This is a genomic window from Variovorax sp. Varisp41 (assembly GCF_047325085.1).
GTDB lineage: Bacteria > Pseudomonadota > Gammaproteobacteria > Burkholderiales > Burkholderiaceae_C > Variovorax.
Genome location: NZ_CP168540.1, coordinates 3,310,796 through 3,336,047 on the forward strand (window position 1 = coordinate 3,310,796; position 25,252 = coordinate 3,336,047).

Here is a 25,252-nt window from a genome sequence, read left to right on the forward strand (position 1 = left end):
TGTCTCTCAGCGCAGCTTCAGCGTCGACAGGCCCACGAGGCACAGCAGCATCGTGATGATCCAGAAGCGCACCACGACCTGCGTCTCGCGCCAGCCGCTCTTCTCGAAGTGGTGGTGCAGCGGCGCCATCTTGAGCACGCGGCGGCCCTCGCCGAAGCGCTTCTTCGTGTACTTGAAGTAGGTGACCTGGGCCATCACCGAGATCGCCTCGACCACGAAGATACCGCCCATGATGAAGAACACGATCTCCTGGCGCACGATGACCGCGATGGTGCCCAGCGCGCCGCCGAGCGCGAGCGCGCCCACGTCGCCCATGAAGACCTGCGCCGGATGGGTGTTGAACCAGAGGAAGGCCAGGCCCGCGCCGGCCATCGCCGAGCAGAACACCAGCAGCTCGCCCGAACCCGGGATGTTCGGGAACAGCAGGTACTTCGAGTAGACCGCGCTGCCGGTCACGTAGGCGAACACGCCCAGCGCCGAGCCCACCATCACCACCGGCATGATCGCCAGGCCGTCGAGGCCGTCGGTGAGGTTCACCGCGTTGCTCGCGCCCACGATCACCAGGTAGGTCAGGATCACGAAGCCGATGCCGCCCAGCGGATAGCTGACTTCCTTGAAGAAGGGCACCAGCAGGTTGATCTTGGGCGGGAAGTCGAGGTCGAAGCCCGACTGCACCCAGGCGAAGAACAGCTGCAGCACGCGCCAGTTCGAGCTCTCCGAGATGCTGAACAGCAGGTAGAAGGCCGCGAGCAGCCCCACCACCGATTGCCAGAAGTACTTCTCGCGCGAGCGCATGCCCTCGGGGTCCTTGTGCACCACCTTGCGCCAGTCGTCGACCCAGCCGATCGCTCCGAAGCCCAGCGTGACCCACAGCACGATCCAGACGAAGCGGTTCGAGAGGTCGAACCACAGGATGGTGGCGAAGGCGATCGCGAACAGCACCAGCACGCCGCCCATGGTGGGCGTGCCGCTCTTGCTCAGGTGGGTCTCCATCGCGTAGCCGCGCACCGGCTGGCCGATCTTCAGCGCGGTCAGGCGCCGGATCACGTACGGACCGGCCACGAGGCCGACCACGAGCGCGGTCAGCGCCGCCATCAGCGCGCGGAAGGTCAGGTACTGGAACACCCGCAGGAACCCGAGTTCCGGCGAGAGGGTCTGCAGCCATTGGGCCAGGCTCATGAACATGAAATTGCGCACCGCCCCCGCATCAGGGACGGCCTCCTTCTTGTTGTGGTTGTGTCTGCGGGGTCGCACCCTGCGCCGCGATGGCCTGGACCACGCGTTCCATCTTCATGGAGCGCGAGCCCTTGACCAGCACGCTGCCGACCAGCGGCAGCCGCGCGAGCACCGCGGCGTTCAGGGTGTCGATGTCCTCGAAATGGCGTCCGCCGCCGACCGTGGCCGCATCGCCCCGCTGGAAGGCGGCGATGCTGTGCTCGGAGGCGCTGCCGAGCGTGTAGACGGTCTCGATGCCGCGCTGGCGCGCCCAGTCGCCGACCTCGGCATGGAATTCGTCCGAACGCTCGCCGACCTCGGCCATGTCGCCCAGCACCAGCAGGCGCGGGCCCGGCAGCGCGGCGAGCACGTCGATCGCGGCGCGCACCGAGTCGGGGTTGGCGTTGTAGCTGTCGTCGACCAGCGTGATGGCGCGGCCGCCGGCCAGCGCGAGCGCGCTGGCCTTGGAACGGCCCTTGACCGGCTCGAAGGCATCGAGGCCGGCCGCGATGGTGTCGAGCGACACGCCCGCGGCCAGCGCGCAGGCGGTGGCCGCGAGCGCATTGATCACGTTGTGGCGGCCCGCGATGCGCAGCCGCGTGGCGAAGCCGCCGAGCGGCGTGCGCACGCGCACCTGCCAGGCGCCCTGCGTCCATTCGGCGTGCTCGAGCCCGATGTCGGCATCGTCGTGCTCGCCGAAGGTGAGGCAGCGGCGCGCGGCGCCGTCGCGCGCCATGTCGCTCCACAGCGTGGTGAACTCGTCGCCGTGCGGGAACACGGCCGTGCCGTCGTCGGGCAGCGCCGCGAACACGGCGGCGTTCTCGACCGCCACGGCCTCGACGCTGACCATGAACTCCTGGTGCTCGCGCTGGGCGTTGTTCACCAGCGCGATGGTCGGGCGCGAGATAGCGGCCAGCCGCGCGATCTCGCCCGGGTGGTTCATGCCGAGCTCGACCACCGCGCGCTGGTGCTGCGCGCGCAGGCGCAGCAGGGTCAGCGGCACGCCGATCTCGTTGTTGAAGTTGCCGGCGGTCGCGAGCGCGCGCTCGGGCTTCGAGGCCATCAGGATGGCCGCGATCATCTGGGTGACGGTGGTCTTGCCGTTGCTGCCCGTCACCGCGATCAGCGGCAGCGAGAACTGCGCGCGCCAGTGCGCGCCGATGGCGCCGAGCGCCACCAGGGTGTCGGGCACCTCGAGGCCGGCCAGGCCCGCGGCCTCGAGGCCGCCGTGCGCGACCGCGGCCATTGCGCCGCTGGCACGCGCCTGCGGCAGGAAGTCGTTGGCATCGAAGCGCTCGCCCTTGAGGGCGACGAACAGGTCGCCCGCGGCCAGGGTGCGGGTGTCGGTGTGCACGCGCGCGATCACGGTCGCGGGATCGCCGACGAGGCGCGCGGCCGGAATCCACTGCTGCAGTTGCGCCAGCGTCAGCGCGAGGGAGGTGGTGTCGCTCATGCACCCCTCCGCTTCTCGAGCGCGTCGTGCGCATGGCTGCGATCGGAGAAGGGCAGGCGCTGGCCCGCGATCTCCTGCCAGGCCTCGTGGCCCTTGCCGGCGATCAGCACCACGTCCTCGGGCGCGGCCTGCGCGATCGTGTCGGCGATGGCGAGGGCGCGGTCGACCTGCACGCGCGCATGCTCGGGCCGCGCGAAGCCGCGCAGCACCTGCGCGATGATCGCGTCGGGCTTCTCGCCGCGCGGGTTGTCGCTGGTCACCACGACGTGGTCGGCCTGGCGTTCGGCCACGGCGGCCATCATCGGACGCTTGATCGGATCGCGGTCGCCGCCGCAGCCGAACACGCACCACAGCTTGCCGCCGCGCTGCTGCGCGAGCGGGCGCAGGCCGGCCAGCGCCTTGTCGATGGCGTCGGGCGTGTGGGCGTAGTCGACCACCGCGAGCGGCACGCCGGCCCCGGTGCCCACGCGCTCCATGCGGCCCGGCACGCTGCTCAGGTTCGCGCACGCCGCCACGGCCTGCGCGAGCGTCAGGCCCAGCGCGCGCAGCGTGCCGAGCACGCCGAGCAGGTTGGCCACGTTGTACTGGCCGATCAGGCCGGTCGCCACGCGCTCGACGGCCGCGGTGCCGTGCTCGGCGACCGAGAACTGCAGGCCCTGGGCGTCGTAGCCGATGTCGCGCGCCATCAGGCGCGCCGGGTTGCCGTCGGCCGACACGGTCCAGACGTCGAGCGCGCCGACGCCGGCATCGATCAGGTTCGCGCACAGGCTGGCGCCATGGGTGTCGTCGATGTTGATCACCGCGGCGCGCAGGCCGGGCCAGCGGAACAGCTCGGCCTTGGCCTGCCAGTAGGCATCCATGCTGCCGTGGTAGTCGAGGTGGTCCTGCGTGAAATTGGTGAACACGGCCACCGCGATCCGGGCACCGTCGAGCCGGCGCTCGGCGATGCCGATCGACGAGGCCTCGATGGCGCAGGCGCCGAAGCCGCGCTCGACCAGCGCGCGCAGCTCGCGCTGCATCATCACGGGATCGGGCGTGGTGAGGCCGGTGTAGGTCAGCTCGGGCGGCACGCCGATGCCCAGCGTGCCCATCACGGCGCACGGCGAGGGCGCATCGCGCTGCACGGTGCCGTCGGGCCGCATCGGGCGCACGCCGCCGGCCGGCCGCAGGGTCGACAGCGATTCGGCCAGCCACCAGGCAGTGGAGGTCTTGCCGTTGGTGCCGGTCACGGCCAGCAGGTCGAGCCGGGCCGAGGGATGGTCGTAGAAGGCCGCGGCGATCGGGCCGGTGGCGGCCTTGAGGCCGGGATAGCTGACGATGCGCTCGTCGCCGTCGAAGCCGAAGGCCTCGACGCCCTCGTGCTCGACCAGGCAGGCCGCCGCGCCCCGCGCCAGCGCCGCCGCCACGTGCTTGCGGCCGTCGGTCGCGGCGCCGGGCCAGGCGACGAACACGTCGCCCGCGCCGACCGAGCGGCTGTCGGCATGCAGCGCGCCCTGCGGCACCCGCTCCTTGAGCCAGGCCGCGGCCAGTGGGGGGGAGGTGAAGGTCAGCATGCTCAGAAGCTCTCGTCCACGCCCTGGGTCATCACCAGGGGCTTGACCGCCAGGTCGGGCGGCACGTTCATCATGCGCAGCGTCTGCTGCACGACCTCGCTGAACACGGGCGCCGCGGCCAGGCCGCCGAAGTACTGGCCGTCGGTCGGCTCGTCGATCATCACCGCGACGATGATGCGCGGCTTCTCGATCGGCGCCATGCCGGTGAACCAGGCGCGGTACTTGTTGCTCGCGTAGCCCTTGCCGACCTGCTTGTGGGCCGTGCCCGACTTGCCGCCGACCGAGTAGCCGACCGTCTGCGCGCGCGTGCCGGTGCCGCCCGGGCCCGCGGCCATCTGCAGCATCTTGCGCACCGCGAGCGCGTTCGACGGCGAGAAGACGCGCACGCCGGCCGGCGGCTCGGTGTTCTTGAGGATCGTCGCCGGAATGATCGCGCCATCGTGCGCGAACGCGGTGTACGAATGTGCCATTTGAAACAGCGAGGCCGACAGGCCGTAGCCGTAGGCCATGGTGGCCTGCTCGACCGGCTTCCAGGTCTTCCAGGGCCGCAGCCGGCCGGTGACCGCGCCGGGGAACTGGATCTGCGGCTTCTGTCCGTAGCCGAGCGCCGTGTAGGTGTCCCACATCTCGTGCGGGGTCATCTTCTGCGCGATCTTGAGCGCGCCGACGTTGCTCGACTTCTGGATCACGCCCTCGACCGTCAGCGTGCCGTAGTTGTGGGTATCGCTGATGGTGAAGCCGCCGAGCTGGTAGCGCCCCGGCGCGGTCTCGATCGGCGTCGTGGGCTTGACCCGGCCGGCCTCCAGCGCCATCGCCACGGTGATCGGCTTCATGGTCGAGCCGGGCTCGAAGGTGTCGGTCATCGCGCGGTTGCGCAGCTGCTCGCCCGTGAGGTTCTGGCGCTTGTCGGGCACGTAGCTCGGGTAGTTGGCCAGCGCCAGCACCTCGCCGGTGACGGCGTCGAGCACCACCACGCTGCCGGCCTTGGCCTTGCGCGCGGTCACGGCGTCGCGCAGCTTCTGGTAGGCGAAGAACTGCACCTTGCTGTCGACGCTGAGCTGGATGTCCTTGCCGTCGAGCGGCGGCACCTGCTCGCCCACGCCCTCGACCACGCGACCCAGGCGGTCCTTGATCACGCGGCGCGAGCCGGCCTTGCCGGCCAGGTCCTTGTCGAACGCGAGCTCGATGCCTTCCTGGCCGCTGTCCTCGACGTTGGTGAAGCCCACCACGTGCGCGGCGGCCTCGCCCTCGGGGTACTGGCGCTTGTATTCCTTGCGCTGGTAGATGCCCTTGAGGTTCATCGCGGCGATCTGCTTGGCGATCGGCTCGTCGACCTGGCGCTTGATCCAGACGAAGGTCTTGTCCTCGTCCTCGAGCTTCTTGTCGAAGTCCTTCTGCGGCATCTCGAGCAGCTTGGCCACCTGCTTGAGCTTGGCGCGCACCTCGGGATCGTCGCGTTCCACGTCCTCGGGAATGGCCCAGATGCTGGGCGCCACCACGCTCGACGCGAGGATCAGGCCGTTGCGGTCGAGGATGCGGCCGCGGTTGGCCGGCAGCTCGAGCGTGCGCGCGAAGCGCACCTCGCCCTGGCGCTGGAAGAAGCTGTTGCCGAACACCTGCACGTAGGCCGCGCGGCCCGCGAGCACGACGAAGCCCAGCGCGATGCCGCCGACGATGAACTTGCTGCGCCACACCGGCGTCTTGCTCGCCAGCAGGGGGCTGGTGGTGTAGCGCACGCTGCGGCGGCTCATCGCTGCCCCCTTGCGGCTGCGGCGGCGGCCGGCTTGTTGGCGGCCGGCTTGTTGACGGGTGGTGCGGGCGGCGGTGCGACCACGGCCGGGATCACGCTGCCGTCGGGACGCACGTACTGCGTGATGGCCGGCGAGGTGGTGCGCATCTGCAGCTGCTCTTTCGCGAGCTTCTCCACGCGCAGCGGCGTGGCCTGCGCGCGCTTCTCGACCTGCAGCCGGTCGTGGTCGAGCTCGAGCCGGCGCGTCTCCTGCATCGTGCGGTCGAGCTCGGTGTAGAGCTGGCGCGAGAGGTATTGCGTGTGCACGAGGTAGAGCGCCGTGGCGATCACGGACAGCAGCAGCAGCAGGTTCAGGCGTGCCATCTCAGCGGCCTCCCCGTTCGCCGCGCATGGCGGGCGCAGAAGGCACGAAGCCGCCCGGGATGCGGCGGCTGGAAATCGGGCGGCCGAGGCCGTGGACGCGGAGCCGTGTCATGGCGTCTCCGTTCGTTCGGCCACGCGCAGGATCGCGCTGCGCGAGCGCGGATTGCCGTCGACCTCGGCCTCGGAGGGCTTGATGCGCTCGAGCGCGCGCAGCCGCATCGCCTTCGGCGCCGCGAACGGCGCGCGGCGGTCGTAGACCTCCTTCGAGTGCTTCGCGATGAACTGCTTCACGATCCGGTCTTCGAGCGAATGGAAACTGATCACCGCGAGCCGGCCGCCGGGTTGCAGCACCGACAGGCTCGCCTCTAGCGCCTGTTGCAGCTCTTCAAGCTCGGCGTTGATGAAAATCCGAAGAGCCTGAAATGTGCGCGTTGCAGGGTTCTGGCCCGGCTCGCGGGTTTTGACCGTGCCAGCCACGAGCTCGGCCAGTTCGGTGGTGGTTGAAATTGCGCCCCGTTCTTGTCTGCGAGCAACAATCGCCTTTGCAATCTGAACAGCAAACCGTTCTTCGCCATAGTCACGGATCACCTCTGCAATTTGTTGGAGTTCTGCCGTTGCCAGCCACTCGGCCACGCTCTCGCCGCGCGTGGTGTCCATGCGCATGTCGAGCGGGCCGTCGAAACGAAAACTGAAACCGCGCGCCGGGTTGTCGATCTGCGGCGAGCTCACGCCCAGGTCCAGCAGCACACCCGCCACGCTCGCGCCGGGCAGCTCGCCCAGCGAACGAAATCCCTGGTGCCGGATGGAAAAACGCGCATCCGAGATGCGCGCTGCTTCGGTCACCGCTTCCGCATCCTTGTCGAAGGCAATCAACCTGCCTTCCGGCGCCAGCCGCGCGAGGATCGCGCGCGAATGCCCGCCCCGGCCGAAGGTCGCGTCCACGAAGGTGCCGGGCGCGGCCGTCTGACCTGCGAGAAGGGCTTCGACCGCTTCGTCCAGAAGAACGGTCGTGTGGGTCCATGCGGTATTCACGATGCCCCTCAGAACGCGAAGTCCTGAAACACATCCGGCATTTCGCCCTGGGTGGCCTCGGCCTCCTTGGCCTCGTAGGTGGCCTTGTCCCAGAGTTCGAAATGGTTGCCCATGCCCAGCAGCAGGGTGTCGCGCGTGATGCCCGTGGCCGCACGCAGTTCGGGCGACACGAGGATGCGGCCGGTGCCGTCCATCTCGACGTCCATCGCGTTGCCGAGGAACACCCGCTTCCACCACTGCGCCGACATCGGCAGCGCGGCGATCCGCTCGCGGAACTTCTCCCATTCCGGGCGCGGGAACACCATCAGGCAGCCATGGGGGTGCTTGGTGATCGTGAGCTGGCCGCCCGCCGTGGCGCTCAGGACGTCGCGATGCCGGGTCGGCACCGAAAGCCGCCCCTTGGCATCCAGACTGAGCGATGACGCGCCTTGAAACACGACCGAGAAACCCCTGTGGTGGGAAGGCCGCAGCGCCCGAAGGGCACACTACTCGCACTTTTTCCCACTTAACTGCACTTTTTTGCACTGTAGCAGGAAACACTTCCGGCGCAACCAGGCGTGCGGGGTATTTTTTGTAATGGAATCAACGACTTAGCGCCGATTCCAAGATTTTGGAATCGGCGAATTTCGTTGAGGAAGAAGGACTTAGCTCACGCAGTGAATGTGATGCGTGAAGCATTGCCCCTGTAACAGGGGCAAGGGCGGCGACTTCAGAGGATGAAGCGCGACAGGTCTTCGTCGTGACTTAGTGCCGCCAGGCGCTGGTCCACGTAGGCGGCATCGATGCGGATCGTCTGGCCCTCGAGACGGGCCGCGTCGAAGCTTACTTCATCGAGAAGACGCTCCATCACCGTCGACAGGCGGCGCGCGCCGATGTTCTCGGTGCGCTCGTTGACCTCGAAGGCGATGCTCGCGAGACGGGTCACGCCCTCGGGCGTGAAGTCGAGCGTGACGCCCTCGGTGGCCAGCAGCGCCTGGTACTGCTTCACGAGCGAGGCGCGGGTCTGCGTGAGGATGCTCTCGAAGTCCGCCACCGAGAGCGACTGCAGCTCGACGCGGATCGGGAAGCGCCCCTGCAGCTCGGGAATCAGATCGCTGGGCTTGCTCAGGTGGAAGGCGCCGCTCGCGATGAACAGCATGTGGTCGGTGCGCACCACGCCGTACTTGGTGCTCACGGCCGTGCCCTCGACCAGCGGCAGCAGGTCGCGCTGCACGCCCTGGCGCGAGACGTCGGTACCCTGCGCCTCGCTGCGCGTGGCGACCTTGTCGATCTCGTCGATGAACACGATGCCGTTCTGCTCGGCGTTGGCGATCGCCTGGGTGCGGATCTCGTCCTCGTTCACCAGCTTGGCCGCCTCCTCGTCGATCAGGAAACGCATCGCCTCGGCGATCTTGAGCTTGCGCGTCTTGCGCTTGCCCTGGCCCATCTGGCCGAACATGCCCTTGAGCTGCTCGGCCATCTCCTCCATGCCGGCGGGGCCCATGATCTCGAGCGGCGCGCGCGTCTCGACCAGGTCGATCTCGATCTCCTTGTCGTCGAGCTGGTGCTCGCGCAGCTTCTTGCGGAAGGCCTGGCGCGTGGCGTTGCCGCTGTCGGGCGCGGTACCGTCGGCCAGCCGCGCGGGCGGCAGCAGCACGTCGAGGATGCGCTCCTCGGCCGCGTCCTCGGCGCGCGCGCGCACCTTGGCGCTCTCGGCCTCGCGGGTCTGCTTGACGGCGATCTCGGCCAGGTCGCGGATGATCGAGTCGACGTCCTTGCCGACGTAGCCCACCTCGGTGAACTTGGTGGCCTCGACCTTGATGAAGGGCGCGTCGGCCAGCCGCGCGAGGCGGCGCGCGATCTCGGTCTTGCCCACGCCCGTGGGGCCGATCATGAGGATGTTCTTGGGCGTGATCTCGGCGCGCAGCTTGTCGTCGACCTGCTGGCGGCGCCAGCGGTTGCGCAGGGCGATGGCCACGGCGCGCTTGGCCTGCGGCTGGCCGACGATGTGGTTGTCGAGCTCGGAGACGATTTCCTGGGGGGTCATGGACATGGTGGCGGGCCTCAGAGCGTCTCGACGGTGTGGTTCATGTTCGTGTAAATGCAGAGTTCGCCCGCTATCTCCAGCGATTTCTTCACGATCTGCTCGGCCGTGAGCTCGGTGTTGTCGAGCAGCGCCTTGGCCGCCGACTGGGCGTAGGCACCGCCCGAACCGATGGCGATGACGCCGTTCTCGGGCTCCAGCACGTCGCCGTTGCCGGTGATGATCAGCGAGGTGGTGGCATCGGCCACCGCCAGCATGGCCTCGAGGCGGCGCAGCACGCGGTCGGTGCGCCAGTCCTTGGTCAGTTCGACCGCGGCACGCGACAGGTGGCCCTGGTGCTTCTCGAGCTTGGCCTCGAAGCGCTCGAACAGGGTGAAGGCGTCGGCCGTGGCGCCGGCGAAGCCGGCCAGCACCTTGCCGTGATAGAGCCGCCGCACCTTGCGCGCCGTGCCCTTGATGACGATGTTTCCGAGTGTGACCTGCCCGTCCCCGCCGATGGCGACCTGGTCGCCCTGGGGGGTCTTGCGGCGCACGCTCACGATGGTGGTGCCGTGAAATTGTTCCATCGCAGCCATCTGGGGCCTGGACGGGGCAATGCAAGTCCGCGCAGGGCGGCTTGGAAGCCTAGTTCTTGCGCACCGCGACCGTCGCGTGGTCGGCGATGCCCACCAGGCCGAACAGGGTCGCGATCAGCCGGTGCGCATCGACGAACTGCACCCGCTCGCCCTTGGCGTCGCGCTCGCGCACCCAGCCCAGCAGCGCGCCGGCCGCGGCCAGGTCCATGCGCAGCAGCGCGGCGCAGGAGATCACGGGCGCGGTGCCCCCGCGCAGGTCGGCGTCGAGCCGCTGCAGGTTCGAGGGCGCCTCGCCGCGCAGGTCGCCCGCGAGCGCGGCGAAGCCGCTGCCGGCCGAGGGGAAGCTCTCGGACTCGCCGCCCACCGACAGCAGCGACCAGACCGAGCCCATGCGCGACGGCGTGGACACCGGCGCGGCCACGGCACTGTATTCGCCGCGCGGGTCCTGCCAGGACGGCGGCGACACCTCGTAGGTGATGCAGTAGTTGAGCGCCACCAGCTCGAAGTCGTCGGGCAGGTGCATCAGGCGCAGCGCGGCCATGTGCAGCTGCCACCAGACGTCGTCGATGCCGCGCTCGTTGTTGGGCGCGGACTCGGCCAGCACCGCCAGCAACTGCGCCGCGCCGATGAAGCGCAGCTTGACCGGCGAATCGGCCCAGTGCGCGAACAGCACGCGCAGCGGCGCCGCGGCATCGGAGCCGATCGCGCCCAGCGCGCGCCAGTCGAGCGTCCAGACCGAGCCGGCCTGCGACAGCGCCCGGGTGAGCGCCACCAGGCCATCGCGCCCCAGCTTCGCCGGCGCGGCCCAGTCGGCGGCGCCTTCGGCGGGGGCGCTGTCGCCCTCCTCGCTGGCCGCCACCGCTTTCACGCTGCGCGCCAGTTCGTCGAGGGCCACCCAGTCGGGGCCCATGCGCCGCATGCGCTGGGCATAGCGCATGCGCGCGGCCGCGAACTTGGCGGCGTCGCCGGTGGCGCGGTAGAGGTCGAACAGCGCGCGCCAGCGGGCGTCGTCGCGCTCGACCGTCGCGGCATGGGTCTCATCGGTGCCGCTTGCGCCCTCGGAGGCCAGCGCCTGCAGCAGGATCGCCTCGGCACCGACGTCATCGCCGTGCGCGAAGCGGATCACCGCCTCCTCGAGCGCGCCGTCCTGCGCGAGCCGGCTCGCCATGTGGCTGCCGCTCGGCGAGGCCGTGGCCACGGCCGCGGGCGCCACCGGTGCGGGCACCGGCCGGGAGGGCGGCTCGAGCAGCGCGTCGGTGTCCGCCGGCGCCAGCGTCTCGGCGCCCGCGTCGGGCGGCGACTTGACCAGCGTCTCGCCGTTCGGCCCGCGCCCCTTCCACCACTGCTGCGACATCTGCTCCTCGATCTCGTCGATCTTCTTGAGCGTGAGCGCGCGGCCCTCGGATTTCTCCGAGGTACTGTTGATGTTGAACGACGACGGCGTGACCGTCGCGTCGAAGGCGTGGGCGGCGGCCTCGCGCTGGCGCAGCTTGCGCAGCATGTCGAACTCGCGCCGGCGCACGAAATCGTTGCGCTGGCGCCGCTCGATCATCTCCTTGAGCATTTCCCGGCTGTAGGCCGGGTCGGGCAGCGAGGAGTCGGAAGCGTTCGAATTCGAGGGGGGGTTGTCCAGCTCCGACCAATCCTTGAGCGGATTGCGGACGAACTTCGCCACCTTGGAGAGCAGGCGGCCCGTTTCTTCCTTTGGCATTCGCGGGCGATGGACGACGGTCGGGGCCGGGCCGGAGAACCGGCGCTCAGTCCCCGAACATCTTCTGCTTGAGCTCGCGGCGCTGCTGCGCTTCGAGCGACAGCGTGGCGGTCGGGCGGGCCAGCAGGCGGCCGACGCCGATCGGCTCGCCGGTTTCGTCGCAGTAGCCGTAGTCGCCGGCGTCGATGCGCTGGATCGACTGCTCGATCTTCTTCAGCAGCTTGCGTTCGCGGTCGCGGGTGCGCAGTTCGAGGGCATGCTCTTCCTCGATGGTGGCGCGGTCGGCCGGATCGGGCACGACCACCGTGTCTTCACGCAGGTGCTCGGTGGTTTCGCCGGCATTCTCGAGAATGCCGCGCTTGAGTTCGACGAGCTTCAGGCGGAAGAACGCCATCTGCTTTTCGTTCATGTACTCGGAATCAGGCATCGCGATGACTTCGGCATCGCTGAGTTCTTCGACGGACTTGGTCTTCCAGTTGTTGGCCAACTTCGGATCTTTCTTCACATTCACGGGGGGAGGCGGCACCAGCGCCTGCGAGGCGGTCTGGATAAAGCTGGACTTGGCGGCGGTCGATGCCACCGATTGCGGCATCGAGGGCACCGTGAGTTGCGACAGGCGGGACACCCGGCCGCCGCGGGCGGGAGCGGGCGCGGCCGTTGCCGTGGCGACTTCGGGCTCGGGGGTCGAAGGTGTCGCCGGGGCGGGGGAAGAGGCGGCAGCCGTTTTTTTCATGGGGATCGAGGGAACAGGTGAAACGGCACGCGGGCCGACGGGTTTGGTGGACGATGGACCCGCTTTGGCTGTCTTGCTCGCGCTCTTGGCCGGGACGCTTGCCGCCGGCTCGCTGGCAGGCTTGGTGGCGGGATGAACTGCTTTCTTCGCCGTTGCGCTCGCGGCCTTGGCCGTGGGCGTTGCGGTCTTCTCTGTCTTGACGCTCTTCGCTGCGGCGCCTTCCTTCTTCGCCACGGTCGCCGTCGCGGAAGATGCTTTCTTGGCCGCCGGTACAGCCGGCTTCGCGGCCGTCGCCTTGGTGGCGTCGGTCCTGGATGCTGGCGTGGCCTTGGCGGCGGGCTTCTTCACGGTGACTGGCTCCTTGGACGAACTGGAACGCGCTTTCACTGGTGTCTCCTCCCATGGGAGCCACTGCGGACCTGGTCGGCCGCGCGGGCTCCACGTTGTCGAGGGCATCCGCCGGTCGGCGAACCCCGGGGTTATACCCCCGAAAGCCCGCCGCAAACATGCGGCGCCCTCCTGTCGTCGACCCCTGCCGCCCCCTTGCGGGGGGACCTGGCGTTTTCAACAGGCGCGCGATTGTATAGAGAACTCGAATGCGCGGGCGATGCGTTTGACCCCCACGGCGCTCCGGTAGCATCGCGCCGCGCCGGCGGAGGGCCGGCGCCAGGGGTCTCATGGCCCCGGATACCCCTACAAGAAAGCCGAACTTGAGCAAGAAGACCGTCCTGGGAGTCCTGGCCGCCGCGATCGCGCTGGCCTATGCCGGCAGCACCTGGTGGGCCGGCAACAAGGTGAAATCCGTCTATGACAACGCCTTCGCGGAACTGCCGGAGCAGACCGCGCTGGTGCGCGTGGTCGAGCGCGGCTACGAGCGCGGTTTCCTCGGCGCGGTCAGCACCGTGACGCTGGAACTGGGCTGCCCGGCCGATGCCGCGCGGCCCGAAGCCTCGGAAGACGACGACGGCGAGGACGCCGCGCCAGCCCCGGCCAAGCCGCTGCGCCTGAGCTTTCGCGACACCGTCCGCCACGGCCCGCTGGCCGGCGGCAGCCTGGCCGCGGCCACCATCGACAGCGAACTGCGGCTCGACGTCAAGGGCCAGGCCGAGGCCAGGAAGGTGTTCGGCGACGCCCGGCCGTTCAGCGCCCGTACCCGGGTCGGCTTCGACGGCGGCTACGCCAGCGAGATCGCGCTCGCGCCCGGCCAGTTCGTCGACGAGGACAGGACCCGCGTCTCCTGGCAGGGCGCGCAACTGCGCGTACGGGTCGACGGCGCGCGCACCGAGGCGCACTACGAACTCGCCCTGCCCGGCTTCGAGGCCGCGGACCTGCGCAACGGCGTCAACCTCAAGATGGGCAAGCTCGGCGCCCGGGCCGACCTCGACATCCGTCACGGCTGGATGCTGGCCACCGGCAAGAGCACGGGCCGGCTCGAGGCGCTGGAATTCACGGCGACCGGCAGGAAGGCCGATCCCGACGCCGCCCCCGCCAGGCCCTTCCCCGCCATCGTGCTGCAGGGCCTCGACGCCGCCAGCGACGCCACCATCGAGAACGGCCTCTACGCCGGCACCGCCACCTTCAAGGGCACGGGCTCGGTCGGCGCGACGCGCATCGACGACTTCGAGATGGTCAGCAGCATGCGCCGCATCGACGTCGGCGCCTACCGCAAGCTGGCCGAGATCTGGACCCGCTCGGCCGCCGCCAACGGCTGCATCCGCGGCGGCAAGGCCTCGCAGGCCGCGCTGCGTGCGCTGCTCGACCGGGTCGCGCCCGACCTCAAGACCATGGCCAGCCACGGCCCCGAGATCGGCCTCGACCGGCTGCGGCTCGAGATCGATGGCCAGCGCGCCGAGTTCAGCTATTCGGCCGCCATGGCCGGCGTGACCGAGGAGGACCTGCAGCTGCCCGGTAGCGCGCTGATGCTCAAGCGCGGCGTGCTCAAGGCCGACGCGCGGCTGCCGGTGAAATGGATCGAGAAGATCGCCGGGACCGCGAGCGGCGACCAGGCCGCGTCCCCCGAAATGGCCGCGCTGATGATCGAACAGTTCGAGCAACAGGGCTACCTCAAGCGCGCGGGCGACGACGTGACGAGCCAGGTCGAATTCAGCGGCGGCCAGCTCAAGCTGATCGGCAAGCCCGTCGAGCTGCCCGCCAAGTAAAAAGGCGCCGGGCCTCGCGGCCGGCGCCTTTTCTTCATTCGGGACCTTCAGCTCACAAGGTGTGAAGAAACCGTAGCGAGCGCCCCGAGGTCGCGCCGAGGACCGGAGCCGTACCTTGTACGGTGAGGACCGCAGGTGCGAGATCGGGGCGCGCAGTAGGTTTATTCATACCTTGTCATACCAGGCACTGCTCGAGCCCCTGCTCGAGAATCTCGCGCGGCAGCTCGATGCCGATGAACACCATGCGGCTCTCGCGCTGCTCGTCCTTGCCCCATTCGGGACCGAGGTCGCTGCCCATCAGCTGGTGCACGCCCTGGAAGATCACCTTGCGTTCGGTACCCTTCATGTTCAGCACGCCCTTGTAGCGCAGCATGCGCGGGCCGTAGATGTTGACGATCGCGCCCAGGAAGTCTTCCAGCTTGGCCGGGTCGAAGGCGCGGTCGGCCTTGTAGACGAAGCTCTTGACGTCGTCGTCCGTGTGGTGATGGTGGCCATGGCCCTCGTGCTTGTGCGAGGGATGGTCGCAGTGCTCGCCATGCGCGTGGTCATGGTCGTGATGGTCGTGGTCGTCTTCCTTCAGGAAGTCGGGGTCGATGTCGAGCTTGGCGTTCAGGTTGAAGCCGCGCAGGTCGAAGATGTCCTTGAGCGGCACGTCGCCGAAATGCGCCTTCTGCTGCGGCGCGCGCGGGTTCATGTGCTTGAGGCGATGGATCAGCGCCTCGGTCTCCTCGGCCGACACCAGCTCGCTCTTGCTGATGAAGATCTGGTCGGCGAAGCCCACCTGGCGGCGCGCCTCCTGGCGGTCGTTGAGCTGCTGCGGCGCGTGCTTGGCGTCGACCAGCGTCAGGATCGAGTCGAGCAGATAGCTCTCGGCGATCTCGTCGTCCATGAAGAAGGTCTGCGCCACCGGGCCGGGATCGGCCAGGCCCGTGGTCTCGATCACCACGCGGTCGAACTCCAGCAGGCCCTGGCGCTTCTTGGCGGCCAGCAGCTGCAGCGCCTCGCGCAGGTCTTCGCGGATGGTGCAGCAGACGCAGCCGTTGCTCATCTGCACGATCTGCTCCTTCGATTCGGTCACGAGGATGTCGCTGTCGATGTTCTCCTCGCCGAACTCGTTCTCGATGACCGCGATCTTCTGGCCGTGGGCCTCGGTCAGGATGCGCTTGAGCAAGGTCGTCTTGCCCGAGCCGAGGAAGCCGGTGAGGATGGTGGCGGGAATCAGGGCCATGGGGTGCTCCGGAAGCGGAAAACGGATGGAATGGATCGGAAAGCGGGAAACTGGCGGGCAGTGTAGCCAGTGCCACTGAGTTGCGTTGCCGCGGGGGCCAAGCCCCCTTCGGCCGGCACGGTCAAGCGGGTTTTCGTACCACCGCCAGCCCCTTGAGGTACTCGCCCTCGGGGAATTCGATGGTCATCGGATGGTCGGGCGCCGCGCCCAGGCGCTCGGTGATGTAGCCGTCCACGCCGGCATCGAGCCCGGCCGAGGCCACGATCTTGTGGAACAGGTCGGCGCCCACGCCACCCGAGCACGAGAAGGTCAGGAGCACCCCGCCCGGCTCGAGCAGCTTGAGCGCGAGCCGGTTGATGTCCTTGTAGGCGCGCGCGGCGCGCTCGGCATGCGCCACCGTGGGCGCGAACTTCGGCGGATCGAGCACGATGGCGTCGAAGCTGCGCCCCTGGTCGAGGAACTCGCGCAGCACGGTGTTGACGTTGGCGTCGAGGAACTCGGCCTCGAAGCCGTCGGCCGCCGCGTCGAAGCCGTTGAGCGCCAGGTGGCCGCGCGCGCGCTCCAGCGCCGGCAGCGAGGAATCGACCGACACCAGCGAGGCGCCCTTCACCGCGTCCGCCGCCTTCAGGCCCGCGAGCGCCGCCACCGTGAAGCCGCCCGTGTAGCAGAAGCAGTTGAGCACGCGCCGGAAGCGCCGGTGCCGCGCCATCTCGGCAAAGCGCCGGCGGCTGTCGCGCTGGTCGAGGTAGAAGCCGGTCTTGTGGCCGGTGGCGATGTCCAGCGACAGCTTCCAGTCGTGCTCGCGGATCACGATCTCGGTCGCCTCGTCCTGTCCGCGCAGCCAGCCCGTCACGGGCTTGAGCCCCTCGCGCTCGCGCCCGCTGGCGTCCGAGCGCTCGTAGAGCTTCGACAGGCCCGTCGCCTTCAGCAGCGCATCGGCCAGCACGGCCTTCCAGCGCTCCACGCCGGCCGACAGGAACTGCGCCACCAGCGTGTCGCCGTAGCGGTCCACGATCAGGCCCGGCAGGCCGTCGGCCTCGCCATGCACCAGCCGCACGCCGTCGCTCTGAAGCTCGAACAGGCCGCGCGCCGCGACCGCGCGCGCCACCACCGACGCGAGGAAGGCCGCGTCGATGCGCTGCGTCTCGACGAAGCTCCAGGCACGCGCGCGGATCTTGGAATCGGGGCTGAAGGCCGCCCAGGCGAGGAAGGCACCGTCGTGCGATTCGATGCGCACGGTCTCGCCGGCATCGGCGCCGCCGCGCGCGATGGCGGATTCGAACACCCAGGGATGGCGGCGCTGCAGCGAGCGCTCCTTGCCGGGCTTGAGTCGGAGGGTTTTCATGTTTTCTTGTCGGGAGTTTTCTTGACGCCACGGCTGCTGCCACTGCCGCCATCGTCGTCGCGGGCCCGCGCGCGCGGATGCGCCGCATCGTAGGCGCGCGCCAGATGCTGGAAATCGAGCCGCGTGTAGACCTGCGTGGTCGCGATGTTCGCGTGCCCCAGCAGGTCCTGCACCGCGCGCAGGTCGCTGCTCGACTGCAGCACGTGGCTCGCGAAGGAATGGCGCAGCATGTGCGGATGCACCGGCGTCGCGAGGCCGGCCTTGAGGCTGCGCCCGCGCAGCAGCTTCCACACCGCCTGCGACGACATGCGCACGCCCTTGGCGCTGATGAAGAGCGCCGCCGCCTCGGCCGGCTCGCGCAGGGTGGCGGCCGTGAGCGCCGCGCAGTCGCCGCGCACCGCGAGCCAGGCCGCCAGGGCCTCGATGGCCTTCGAGCCCACCGGCACCATGCGGCGCTTGCTGCCCTTGCCGAGCACGCTGGCCTCGTGGGCGTCCATGTCGATCCAGCCGCGCGCGGTCTGGCTCGCGCGCGCGTCGAGCCCCGTGAGCTCGCTCACGCGCAGGCCGCAGCCGTAGAGCACCTCGACGATCGCGCGGTCGCGGGTCTCGGTCCAGGGATCGGCCTCGGTGTCGTGCAGCTCGGCCAGCCGCACCGCGTCGTCCACGCCCAGCGCCTTGGGCAGCGGACGGTCGGCCTTGGGCGCGTGCACGTCCTGCACCGGATTGAAGCCGATCAGCTTCTCGTGCCCGAGCCAGCGGTAGAAGCTGCGCCAGCACGACAGCACCAGCGCGATGCCGCGCGGCTCGCGGCCCGAGCCATGCAGCTGCGCCATCCAGCGGCGCACGTGCGCGGTCTGCACGCGATCCAGCGGCAGCTTCGCCTCGGCCGCGTTCGCCGCCAGTTCCTTCAGGTGGTAGCTGTAGAGCTCGAGCGTGCGCGCCGACAGCCGGCGCTCCACGCGCACGTACTCCAGGTATTTCTCGATCCAGCCCGAGTCGGCGGGCGGGGCCTCGGCCCCGGCCGCGCTAGAAGAGGTAGCCATGCGCGGCATTGTTCACGACCGCGAGCGGCTCGCGCAATGCGCCCTTGAAGACCATGCCCCAGCGTCGCCAGCAGCTCGAGGGCGCGGCCGCGTACTGCACGTCGAAGGCGCGGTCGAAGCCGCTGTTGCGCGCCAGCCGCTTCACGCGCCACAGGTGGTAGGGCTCCGACACCACGATCACGCTGCGCACGCCGGCCGCCTGCAGCATCGGCGTCGACAGCGCGAGGTTCAGCCGCGTCGAGCTCGACACGCGCTCCTGCCGCATCGGCCCGTTGTGGCCCACGGCGCGCGCATGCTGCTCCATCACCTCGGCCTCGATGCGGCCGTCCTCGCTGTCGACGCCGCCCGAGAACAGCAGCTCGCGCGCCAGCCCGGCGCGCGCCAGGGCCACGCCTTCGTCGACGCGCCCGGTCAGGCAGGGATTGGGCTTGCCGCGCAGGTAGGCGCGATTGCCGAGCACCAGCGCGGCGTCGGCCGCGCGCTGCGGCGGGTTGGCGAGCGCCTCGCGCGCGCCCTGCCACACCACGGTCCAGGCGGTCGCGTAAACGACCATGCCGACGCCGAACACCGTCCAGGCCGCGATCCGCAGCACGCGCGGCACCCGACGCCACAGGCGCCCCAGCGCCGCGACGGGACGGATCAAGGCCGCAGCCGCGACAGCGCGCCCGAGGCCAGTTCGGCGATGCGCTCGAGGAAGTCGGTGCCCATCTCGGCGTTGAAGCGCTGCGCGTCGGGCGAGGCCAGCACCAGCAGGCCGAAGGCCGGGGCATTGGGCTCGGCGCGCAGCGGAATCAGCGAGATCGAGGCCGCGGCATTGGGCTCGGGCAGCCAGTTGGCCGCCTCGAAGCCCGCGTTGAGGCCGCAGTACGGCGCGGTCAGCGAGGTCGCGAGCGCCTTCACGTCGTCGCTGACCCACTGCGCATAGGCCTCGTTGAGGTATTCGGTGCCGCAGTCCCAGACCTTGATGGCCGTCTGCGGCACCAGGAACAGCGACTGCAGGTCGACCGCGATGCGGTAGGGCAGGCTGCGCGGGTCGCGCGTGGTCAGGAGGCCCGCGGTCCAGCGCTGCAGCCGGTCGGCGATCACCACGTTCTCGGTGCCGTGGCGCACCATGTCCATCACGCGGTGCTCGAGCGCCTTGATCTTCTCGCGCAGCATCTCGGCCTGGCGTTCCTGCAGGCTCACGGCGCGGTTGCCGTGCGGGCTGGTGAGCTGCACCTGCGCCAGCAGCTGGGCATGGCGCTCGAAGAAGTCGGGCGTGTTCGCCAGGTAGTTCGCGATGTCGTCTTCGGTGATCGGGTTCATGGCGTTCGCGTCTTGGTTGTTCGTGAAGGAGGTCATGGCAGGTCCGGCACCTCGATGTCGCCCTCGAACACCGTGGTGGCCGGGCCCGTCATCAGCACCGGCCGGCCCTCGCCCTGCCATTCGATCGTGAGAATGCCGCCGTGCGTCTGCACGTCGACCCGGCGGTCCAGCAGCCCGAGCCGGATGCCCGCCACCACCGCCGCGCAGGCGCCGGTGCCGCAGGCCAGGGTTTCGCCCGCGCCGCGCTCGAACACGCGCAGCTTCACGTGCGTGCGGTCGACCACCTGCAGGAAACCGGCGTTCACGCGCTGCGGAAAGCGCGGATGGTGCTCGATCTGCGGCCCCTGCTCGGCCACGGGCGCGGTCTCGACGTCGTCGACGAGCTGCACCGCGTGCGGGTTGCCCATCGACAGCACCGCTACCGAAACGATAGCGCTCTCGGCCTGCGTGCCCAGCGCCAGGTGCCAGGTATGCCAGCCGCCCTCGGGCTGCGGATCGAGCCCGGCGGTGTCGAAGGGCACGCGCTCGGGTTCGAAGATCGGCGCGCCCATGTCGACCGTCACGCGGCCGTCGTCGCCCATGCGCGGCTCGATCACGCCGGCCAGGGTTTCGACGCGCACGGTGTCCTTGTCGGTCAGGCCGTGCTCGCGCACGAAGCGCATGAAGCAGCGCGCACCGTTGCCGCACTGCTCGACCTCGCCGCCGTCGGCGTTGTGGATCACGTACTGGAAGTCGGTGCCCGCGGCGCGCGCGGGCCGCACCGTGAGGATCTGGTCGGCGCCGACGCCGAAGTGGCGGTCGGCCAGGAAGCGGTACTGCGCGGCCGTGAGGCCCAGCGTGCCGCGCGTTTCGTCGAGCACGACGAAATCGTTGCCGGCCCCCTGCATCTTGGTAAAGCGGATTCGCATCGACGGATTATCGCCAGCGGCACCGGCCCTGGCGCCAGCGGGCCCAAAGGAAAAACGGCCGGGCGCCGCCGCCGCGCCCGGCCGCCCCCCGCTCAGCCCTGCACGAAGCCCAGCAGGTCCGCGTTCACACGGTCGCGGTGCGTGGTGCAGGTCGCATGCGGCGCGCCCGCGTACACCTCGAGCCGGCTGCCCGCGATCAGCTCGTGCGCCAGCTTGCCCGTGGCCTCGAAGGGAACGACCTGGTCGTCGTCGCCGTGGATCACCAGCGTGGGCACGTCGATCTTCGCCATGTCGGGGCGGAAGTCGGTCTCGGAGAACGCGGTCACGCAGTCGATCGTCGCCTTCAGCGAGGCCTGCAGCGCGATCTGCAGCGTCTGCTTGAACACGCCCTGCGACACCGCCGCGCCCGGCCGGTTGGTGCCGTAGAAGATGGTGCTGAAGTCGTCGAGAAACTGCGCCCGGTCGGCCGCGAGGCCGGCGCGGATGCCGTCGAACACCGACTTCTCGGGGCCCACCGGATGGTCGGCCGTCTTCATGAACAGCGGCGTGACCGCGCTGATCAGCGCCAGCTTTGCCACCCGCGCCGAGCCATGGCGCGCGATGTAGCGCGTGACGTCGCCACCGCCCATCGAGAAGCCCGCGAGCACCACGTTCTTCAGGTCGAGCTTCTCGATCAGCTCGGCGATGTCGTCGGCGAAGGTGTCGTAGTCGAAGCCGGTCCAGGGCTGGCTCGAGCGGCCGAAGCCGCGGCGGTCGAAGGCGATGGCGCGGTAGCCGCGCTCGGCGAAGAACTGCATCTGGCTGTCCCACATGTCGGCGCTCAGGGGCCAGCCGTGGCTGAACAGGATCGGCTGGCCGCTGCCCCAGTCCTTGTAGTAGAGCTCGGTGCCGTCGCGAAGGGTCAGTGTGGTCATGGTTTTTCCTTGGTGAGGGGTTGAAAGAAACGGGAGGGAGATGGAGAAAGCTCAGAGCGACAGGAAGTGATGCACCTCCGGCTTGCCCGGCCCGACATGGAAGCGCAGCGCCTCGCCCTGCAGGCCCGCATCGGCCTGCGACACGCGGTGGTGCTGGCGCAGGTGCTCGGCCCACGACTCGACGAGGAACCATTCCATGATCCGTTCCGGGTCGGCCGTGTGCTCGTGCAGGCCCCAGGCATAGGCGCCGTCGCGGCGGCGTTCGAGCGACAGGCGCTTCATCGCGGCCATGAAGGCGGGCCGGTCGTCCTTGCGGATGCGGTACTCGACCTGGATCATCACGGGCCCGCGGTCGTGCGCCACGGGCTCGGCCACCAGCGGTTCGGGCCAGTGGTTCGAGGCCTGCAGGTCGGCCTCGCCCGCGGGCAGCTTCACGCGGTGGAAGATCAATCCCGCCACCACCAGCCCCACCGCGCCCGCCACCAGCGTGAACGGCACGCCGATCTGCTGCGCCACCAGGCCCCAGCCCAGGCTGCCCGCGGCCATCGCGCCGTTGAACACCGTGAGGTAGACCGCCAGGCCGCGTCCGCGCACCCAGTTCGGCAGGATCGACTGCGCCACGCTGTTGAGCGTGGTCAGCGCCACGATCCAGCCCAGGCCCAGCACCAGCAGCAGCGCCACGGCCAGCCACTGGGGCGGCGCCAGCACCAGCGCGCCCATCACCGCCGCCGTCAGCGCCGAGGCCAGCAGCAGCATGCCGTCGGCATCGAGCCGCTCGCGCATCCGCGGCATCAGCAGCGCGCCGCCGATGGCGCCCGCGCCCACCGCGCCCAGCAGCACGCCGTAGAAGCCGGCGCTGCCGCCGAGCATCTGGCGCGCCACCAGCGGCAGCAACGCCCACACCGAGCTCGCGAACAGGAAGAACACCGCCGCGCGCAGCAGCACCACGTGCAGCTCCTTGCTCGAGCGCGTGTAGCGCAGGCCGGCGCGGAAGGCACCGAGGAAGTTCTCCGACAGCCCGCTGTCGACGGCCGCCGGCCGCTTCCACCACAGCAGCGCCGCGATCACGAACACATAGCTCAGCACGTCCACGCCGTAGGTCACGGCCGCGCCGAAGCTCGCGAGGATCAGCCCGCCCGCGGCCGGGCCGATCGAGCGCGCGATGTTGATGCCCAGCGAGTTCAGCGCCACCGCGCCCTTGAGGTCCGAACGCGGCACCAGCTCGGGCACGATCGACTGCCAGGTCGGCCCCATCAGCGCCGCGCCGATGCCGCCCACGAAGGTCAGCGCGATCAGGTACTCGACCGTCAGCGCGCCGGTGTGCGAGAGCACCAGCAGGCTGCCGCTGACCGCCGCCAGCACCAGCTGCACGAAGATCAGGAAGCGGCGCCGGTCGAGGATGTCCGACAGCACGCCGGCCGGGATCGCCAGCAGGAACACCGGCAGCGTTGCCGCGGTCTGGATCAGCGCCACCGCGGTCGGGCTGGCCGACAGGTCGGTCACCAGCCACGAGCTCGCCACGTCGCGCATGAAGCTGCCGATGTTGCCGAGCACCGTGGCGGCCCACAGCACCGCGAACACCGGCTGGCGCAGCGGGGCGAAGGCGCCGGGCTTGGCGGTCTTGAGGGCTTCAGTCATCGCGGCGTTCCTTGAGGTCGAGCCAGGCCACGAGCACGAAGCCGCCGACCAGTCCCAGGTGTTCGAAGAAGGAGTTGGCGGCCATGAAGCGCTCATGCCCCGGCGGCATCTCCCAGAAACGCAACGCGACGAAGGTCGCCATCAGCGTGAAGCCCGCCAGCGCGAGCGCGCCGAGCCAGCGCCAGAAGCCCGCGAGGATCAGCGCCGCGGCGCCGAGCTCGAGCACGATCACCGCCGCGGCCAGCGGGCCGGCCGGCGACAGGCCGAAGTGGTTCATCTCGGCGATCGCCGCGTCGAAGTCCATCGCCTTGTTGAGCCCGCCCTGCAGGTAGGCCGCGCACAGCAGCAGCAAGGCGATCCAGCGCACAGCCGAAGAGGTGGTCCAGCGCATCGCCATCACACCGCCCAGCAGGCGCAGCCCAGCGCGCCCCAGAAGCTCTTGAGGTCGGCGATCGGCAGCTTGCTGCTCCAGGCCGTCGCGTGGCTGTGGCCATGCACGTTGCAGTTGTTCGCGCAGCCGCACGACGCGGCCGCGTTGCGCATGACCTTCTGCATCGGCGCGCCCTCGGCACCGTGCACGCCCTGGGTGTCGGCCCAGCCCGCATAGCCGCCGAAGGTGCGCGCCGGCGACCAGTCCGGCATCGCGGGCGGCGGCGCGCCCTCGTCGAGCGACGCGAAGCGGCCCGCGCCATAGACCACCTTGCCGCCCACCATCGTCAGCAGCGCCGTGATGTCGGCGATCTCCGATTCGGCGCAGCCGAAGTAGTCGCGGTCGGGCACCACCAGGTCGGCGAGCTGGCCGGCCTGGATGCGGCCCTTCTTGCCCTCCTCGTTCGAGAACCAGGTGACGTTCTCGGTCCACATGCGCAGCGCCCCCTCGCGGTCGAGGCAGTTGCGCTGCGGATAGAGCTGCATGCCGCCCACCGTCTTGCCCGTGACCAGCCACGACAGCGACACCCACGGGTTGTACGAAGCCACGCGCGTCGCGTCGGTGCCGGCCGAGACCTTGAGCCCGCGCTCCAGCATCTTCTTGACCGGCGGCGTGGCCTCGGCCGCGCCCGCGCCGTAGCGCTCGACGAAGTACTCGCCCTGGTAGGCCATGCGGTGCTGCACCGCCACCCCGCCGCCGAGCGCGGCGATGCGGTCCATCGACTCCTCGGAGATCGTCTCGGCATGGTCGAAGAACCAGTTCAGGCCGGCCAGCGGCGTGTCCTTGTTGACCTTCTCGAACACGTCGAGCGAACGGCTGATGGTCTCGTCGTAGGTCGCGTGCATGCGCCAGGGCCAGCGGTTCTGCGCCAGGATGCGCACCACCTCCTCGAGCTCGCCTTCCATCTCGGGGCCCATCTCGGGCCGCGGCTCGCGGAAGTCCTCGAAGTCGGCGGCCGAGAACACCAGCATCTCGCCCGCGCCGTTGTGGCGGAAATAGTCGTCGCCCTGCTTGTATTTCGAGGTGCGGGTCCAGTTCAGGAAGTCGGCCTTCTCCTCCTTGGCCTTCTGCGTGAACAGGTTGTAGGCCAGGCGGATCGTGAGCTGCCCGTCGTCGGCCAGCTTCTGGATCACGGCGTAGTCGTCGGGATAGTTCTGGAAGCCGCCGCCCGCGTCGAGCGCGCCGGTCACGCCCAGGCGGTTGAGCTCGCGCATGAAGTGGCGCGTGGAATTGAGCTGGTAGTCGAAGGGCAGCTTCGGCCCCTTGGCCAGGGTGGCGTAGAGGATCGCGGCATTGGGCTTGGCCAGCAGCAGGCCGGTCGGGTTGCCCGCGGCATCGCGCACGATCTCGCCGCCGTGCGGCGCCGGCGTGTCCTTGGTGTAGCCCACGGCGCGCAGCGCGGCGCCGTTGAGCAGCGCGCGGTCGTACAGGTGCAGGATGAACACCGGCGTGTCGGGCGCCACCGCGTTGAGTTCGGCGATGGTCGGCAGCCGCTTCTCCACGAACTGGTGCTCGGTGAAGCCGCCCACCACGCGCACCCACTGCGGCGCCGGCGTGATCGCCACCTGGCGCTTGAGCATGCCCATCGCGTCGGCCAGGCTCCTCACGCCGTCCCAGCGCAGCTCCATGTTGTAGTTGAGGCCACCGCGGATGATGTGCAGGTGGTTGTCGATCAGCCCCGGCAGCACGCGCTGGCCTTGCAGGTCGATCACGCGGGTGTTCGGGCCGGCCAGCGGCAGCACGTCTTCGGCGCGGCCCACGCGGGTGTAGCGGCCGTCCTTGATGGCCACGGCATCGGCCGTGGGGTTGGCGCGGTCCAGCGTGGTGAAGCGGCCGTTGCGCAGGATGAGGTCGGGGGTCTGTGTGTTGGCCAT

Annotated in this window: 22 protein-coding genes; 1 reads left to right on the forward strand and 21 read right to left on the reverse strand. The window is 69.7% G+C overall.

Features of this window, described 5'->3' with window-relative positions:
* Positions 1–6 precede the first annotated feature (6 nt).
* From mraY to dksA, 11 genes are all read right to left on the reverse strand, one after another.
* Complete coding sequence (gene mraY / locus ACEN9J_RS15350) at positions 7–1,185, reverse strand: phospho-N-acetylmuramoyl-pentapeptide-transferase (RefSeq protein ID WP_057597027.1); 1,179 nt, start codon at positions 1,183–1,185, stop codon at positions 7–9.
* A 22-nt stretch (positions 1,186–1,207) separates the two neighbouring features.
* The gene (locus ACEN9J_RS15355; protein WP_413764497.1) at positions 1,208–2,668 is read right to left on the reverse strand and encodes a UDP-N-acetylmuramoyl-tripeptide--D-alanyl-D-alanine ligase; all 1,461 of its coding nucleotides are present in this window, start codon (positions 2,666–2,668) and stop codon (positions 1,208–1,210) included.
* Complete coding sequence (locus ACEN9J_RS15360) at positions 2,665–4,221, reverse strand: Mur ligase family protein (RefSeq protein WP_413764499.1); 1,557 nt, start codon at positions 4,219–4,221, stop codon at positions 2,665–2,667. Before ACEN9J_RS15360 ends, ACEN9J_RS15355 begins: the two co-directional genes overlap by 4 nt.
* Before the next feature lie 2 nt (positions 4,222–4,223).
* Positions 4,224–5,972, reverse strand: a complete 1,749-nt coding sequence (locus tag ACEN9J_RS15365) for a peptidoglycan D,D-transpeptidase FtsI family protein (protein WP_261211331.1) — start codon at positions 5,970–5,972, stop codon at positions 4,224–4,226.
* Positions 5,969–6,334 carry a cell division protein FtsL gene (gene ftsL / locus ACEN9J_RS15370; protein ID WP_057597023.1) on the reverse strand — a complete coding sequence of 122 codons (366 nt, stop codon included), beginning with the start codon at positions 6,332–6,334 and terminating at the stop codon, positions 5,969–5,971. Before ftsL ends, ACEN9J_RS15365 begins: the two co-directional genes overlap by 4 nt.
* 108 nt (positions 6,335–6,442) lie before the next feature.
* Complete coding sequence (gene rsmH, locus ACEN9J_RS15375) at positions 6,443–7,366, reverse strand: 16S rRNA (cytosine(1402)-N(4))-methyltransferase RsmH (RefSeq protein ID WP_261211332.1); 924 nt, start codon at positions 7,364–7,366, stop codon at positions 6,443–6,445.
* Positions 7,367–7,374: 8 nt separating this feature from the next.
* Positions 7,375–7,803 carry a division/cell wall cluster transcriptional repressor MraZ gene (mraZ, locus tag ACEN9J_RS15380; RefSeq protein WP_057597021.1) on the reverse strand — a complete coding sequence of 143 codons (429 nt, stop codon included), beginning with the start codon at positions 7,801–7,803 and terminating at the stop codon, positions 7,375–7,377.
* Positions 7,804–8,075: 272 nt separating this feature from the next.
* Complete coding sequence (gene hslU / locus ACEN9J_RS15385; RefSeq protein ID WP_209542595.1) at positions 8,076–9,398, reverse strand: ATP-dependent protease ATPase subunit HslU; 1,323 nt, start codon at positions 9,396–9,398, stop codon at positions 8,076–8,078.
* 11 nt (positions 9,399–9,409) lie between these two features.
* The gene (hslV, locus tag ACEN9J_RS15390) at positions 9,410–9,955 is read right to left on the reverse strand and encodes an ATP-dependent protease subunit HslV (RefSeq protein WP_057597019.1); all 546 of its coding nucleotides are present in this window, start codon (positions 9,953–9,955) and stop codon (positions 9,410–9,412) included.
* A gap of 58 nt (positions 9,956–10,013) precedes the next feature.
* Positions 10,014–11,675, reverse strand: a complete 1,662-nt coding sequence (locus tag ACEN9J_RS15395; protein WP_261211336.1) for an STAS domain-containing protein — start codon at positions 11,673–11,675, stop codon at positions 10,014–10,016.
* A gap of 46 nt (positions 11,676–11,721) precedes the next feature.
* Complete coding sequence (gene dksA, locus ACEN9J_RS15400) at positions 11,722–12,756, reverse strand: RNA polymerase-binding protein DksA (protein WP_261211337.1); 1,035 nt, start codon at positions 12,754–12,756, stop codon at positions 11,722–11,724.
* A gap of 362 nt (positions 12,757–13,118) precedes the next feature.
* Here dksA and ACEN9J_RS15405 point away from each other — a divergent pair, with 362 nt between their 5' ends.
* On the forward strand, positions 13,119–14,567 hold the full coding sequence (locus ACEN9J_RS15405) for a YdgA family protein (RefSeq protein WP_413764500.1): 1,449 nt from the start codon (positions 13,119–13,121) through the stop codon (positions 14,565–14,567).
* Positions 14,568–14,742: 175 nt separating this feature from the next.
* On the opposite strand, the gene ACEN9J_RS15410 is transcribed toward ACEN9J_RS15405, so the two are convergent.
* The 10 genes from ACEN9J_RS15410 to ACEN9J_RS15455 all read right to left on the reverse strand — a co-directional run bounded on the left by ACEN9J_RS15410 (position 14,743) and on the right by ACEN9J_RS15455 (position 25,252).
* Positions 14,743–15,795: a CobW family GTP-binding protein gene (locus ACEN9J_RS15410; RefSeq protein ID WP_057597015.1), complete on the reverse strand. Its 1,053-nt coding sequence runs from the start codon at positions 15,793–15,795 to the stop codon at positions 14,743–14,745.
* A gap of 121 nt (positions 15,796–15,916) precedes the next feature.
* The gene (locus ACEN9J_RS15415; protein ID WP_413764501.1) at positions 15,917–17,140 is read right to left on the reverse strand and encodes a class I SAM-dependent rRNA methyltransferase; all 1,224 of its coding nucleotides are present in this window, start codon (positions 17,138–17,140) and stop codon (positions 15,917–15,919) included.
* Positions 17,137–18,183 carry a tyrosine recombinase XerC gene (locus ACEN9J_RS15420; protein ID WP_413764502.1) on the reverse strand — a complete coding sequence of 349 codons (1,047 nt, stop codon included), beginning with the start codon at positions 18,181–18,183 and terminating at the stop codon, positions 17,137–17,139. Before ACEN9J_RS15420 ends, ACEN9J_RS15415 begins: the two co-directional genes overlap by 4 nt.
* A complete protein-coding gene (locus ACEN9J_RS15425) occupies positions 18,167–18,826 on the reverse strand; it encodes a YdcF family protein (protein ID WP_413764503.1) in 660 nt (219 codons plus the stop codon). The genes ACEN9J_RS15420 and ACEN9J_RS15425 overlap by 17 nt, the downstream gene beginning before the upstream one ends.
* A complete protein-coding gene (locus ACEN9J_RS15430; protein WP_261211342.1) occupies positions 18,823–19,524 on the reverse strand; it encodes a DUF484 family protein in 702 nt (233 codons plus the stop codon). The genes ACEN9J_RS15425 and ACEN9J_RS15430 overlap by 4 nt, the downstream gene beginning before the upstream one ends.
* On the reverse strand, positions 19,521–20,396 hold the full coding sequence (gene dapF, locus ACEN9J_RS15435; protein WP_261211344.1) for a diaminopimelate epimerase: 876 nt from the start codon (positions 20,394–20,396) through the stop codon (positions 19,521–19,523). The genes ACEN9J_RS15430 and dapF overlap by 4 nt, the downstream gene beginning before the upstream one ends.
* A 92-nt stretch (positions 20,397–20,488) precedes the next feature.
* Entirely contained in the window at positions 20,489–21,310 is an 822-nt protein-coding gene (locus ACEN9J_RS15440) for an alpha/beta fold hydrolase (protein WP_413764504.1), read from the reverse strand.
* Between the two features lie 51 nt (positions 21,311–21,361).
* Positions 21,362–22,948 (reverse strand): MFS transporter, encoded by a 1,587-nt coding sequence (locus tag ACEN9J_RS15445; RefSeq protein ID WP_413764505.1) that lies wholly within the window; start codon positions 22,946–22,948, stop codon positions 21,362–21,364.
* Positions 22,941–23,339: a DoxX family protein gene (locus tag ACEN9J_RS15450; protein ID WP_413764506.1), complete on the reverse strand. Its 399-nt coding sequence runs from the start codon at positions 23,337–23,339 to the stop codon at positions 22,941–22,943. Before ACEN9J_RS15450 ends, ACEN9J_RS15445 begins: the two co-directional genes overlap by 8 nt.
* 5 nt (positions 23,340–23,344) lie before the next feature.
* Positions 23,345–25,252 carry an amidohydrolase gene (locus ACEN9J_RS15455; protein WP_413764570.1) on the reverse strand — a complete coding sequence of 636 codons (1,908 nt, stop codon included), beginning with the start codon at positions 25,250–25,252 and terminating at the stop codon, positions 23,345–23,347.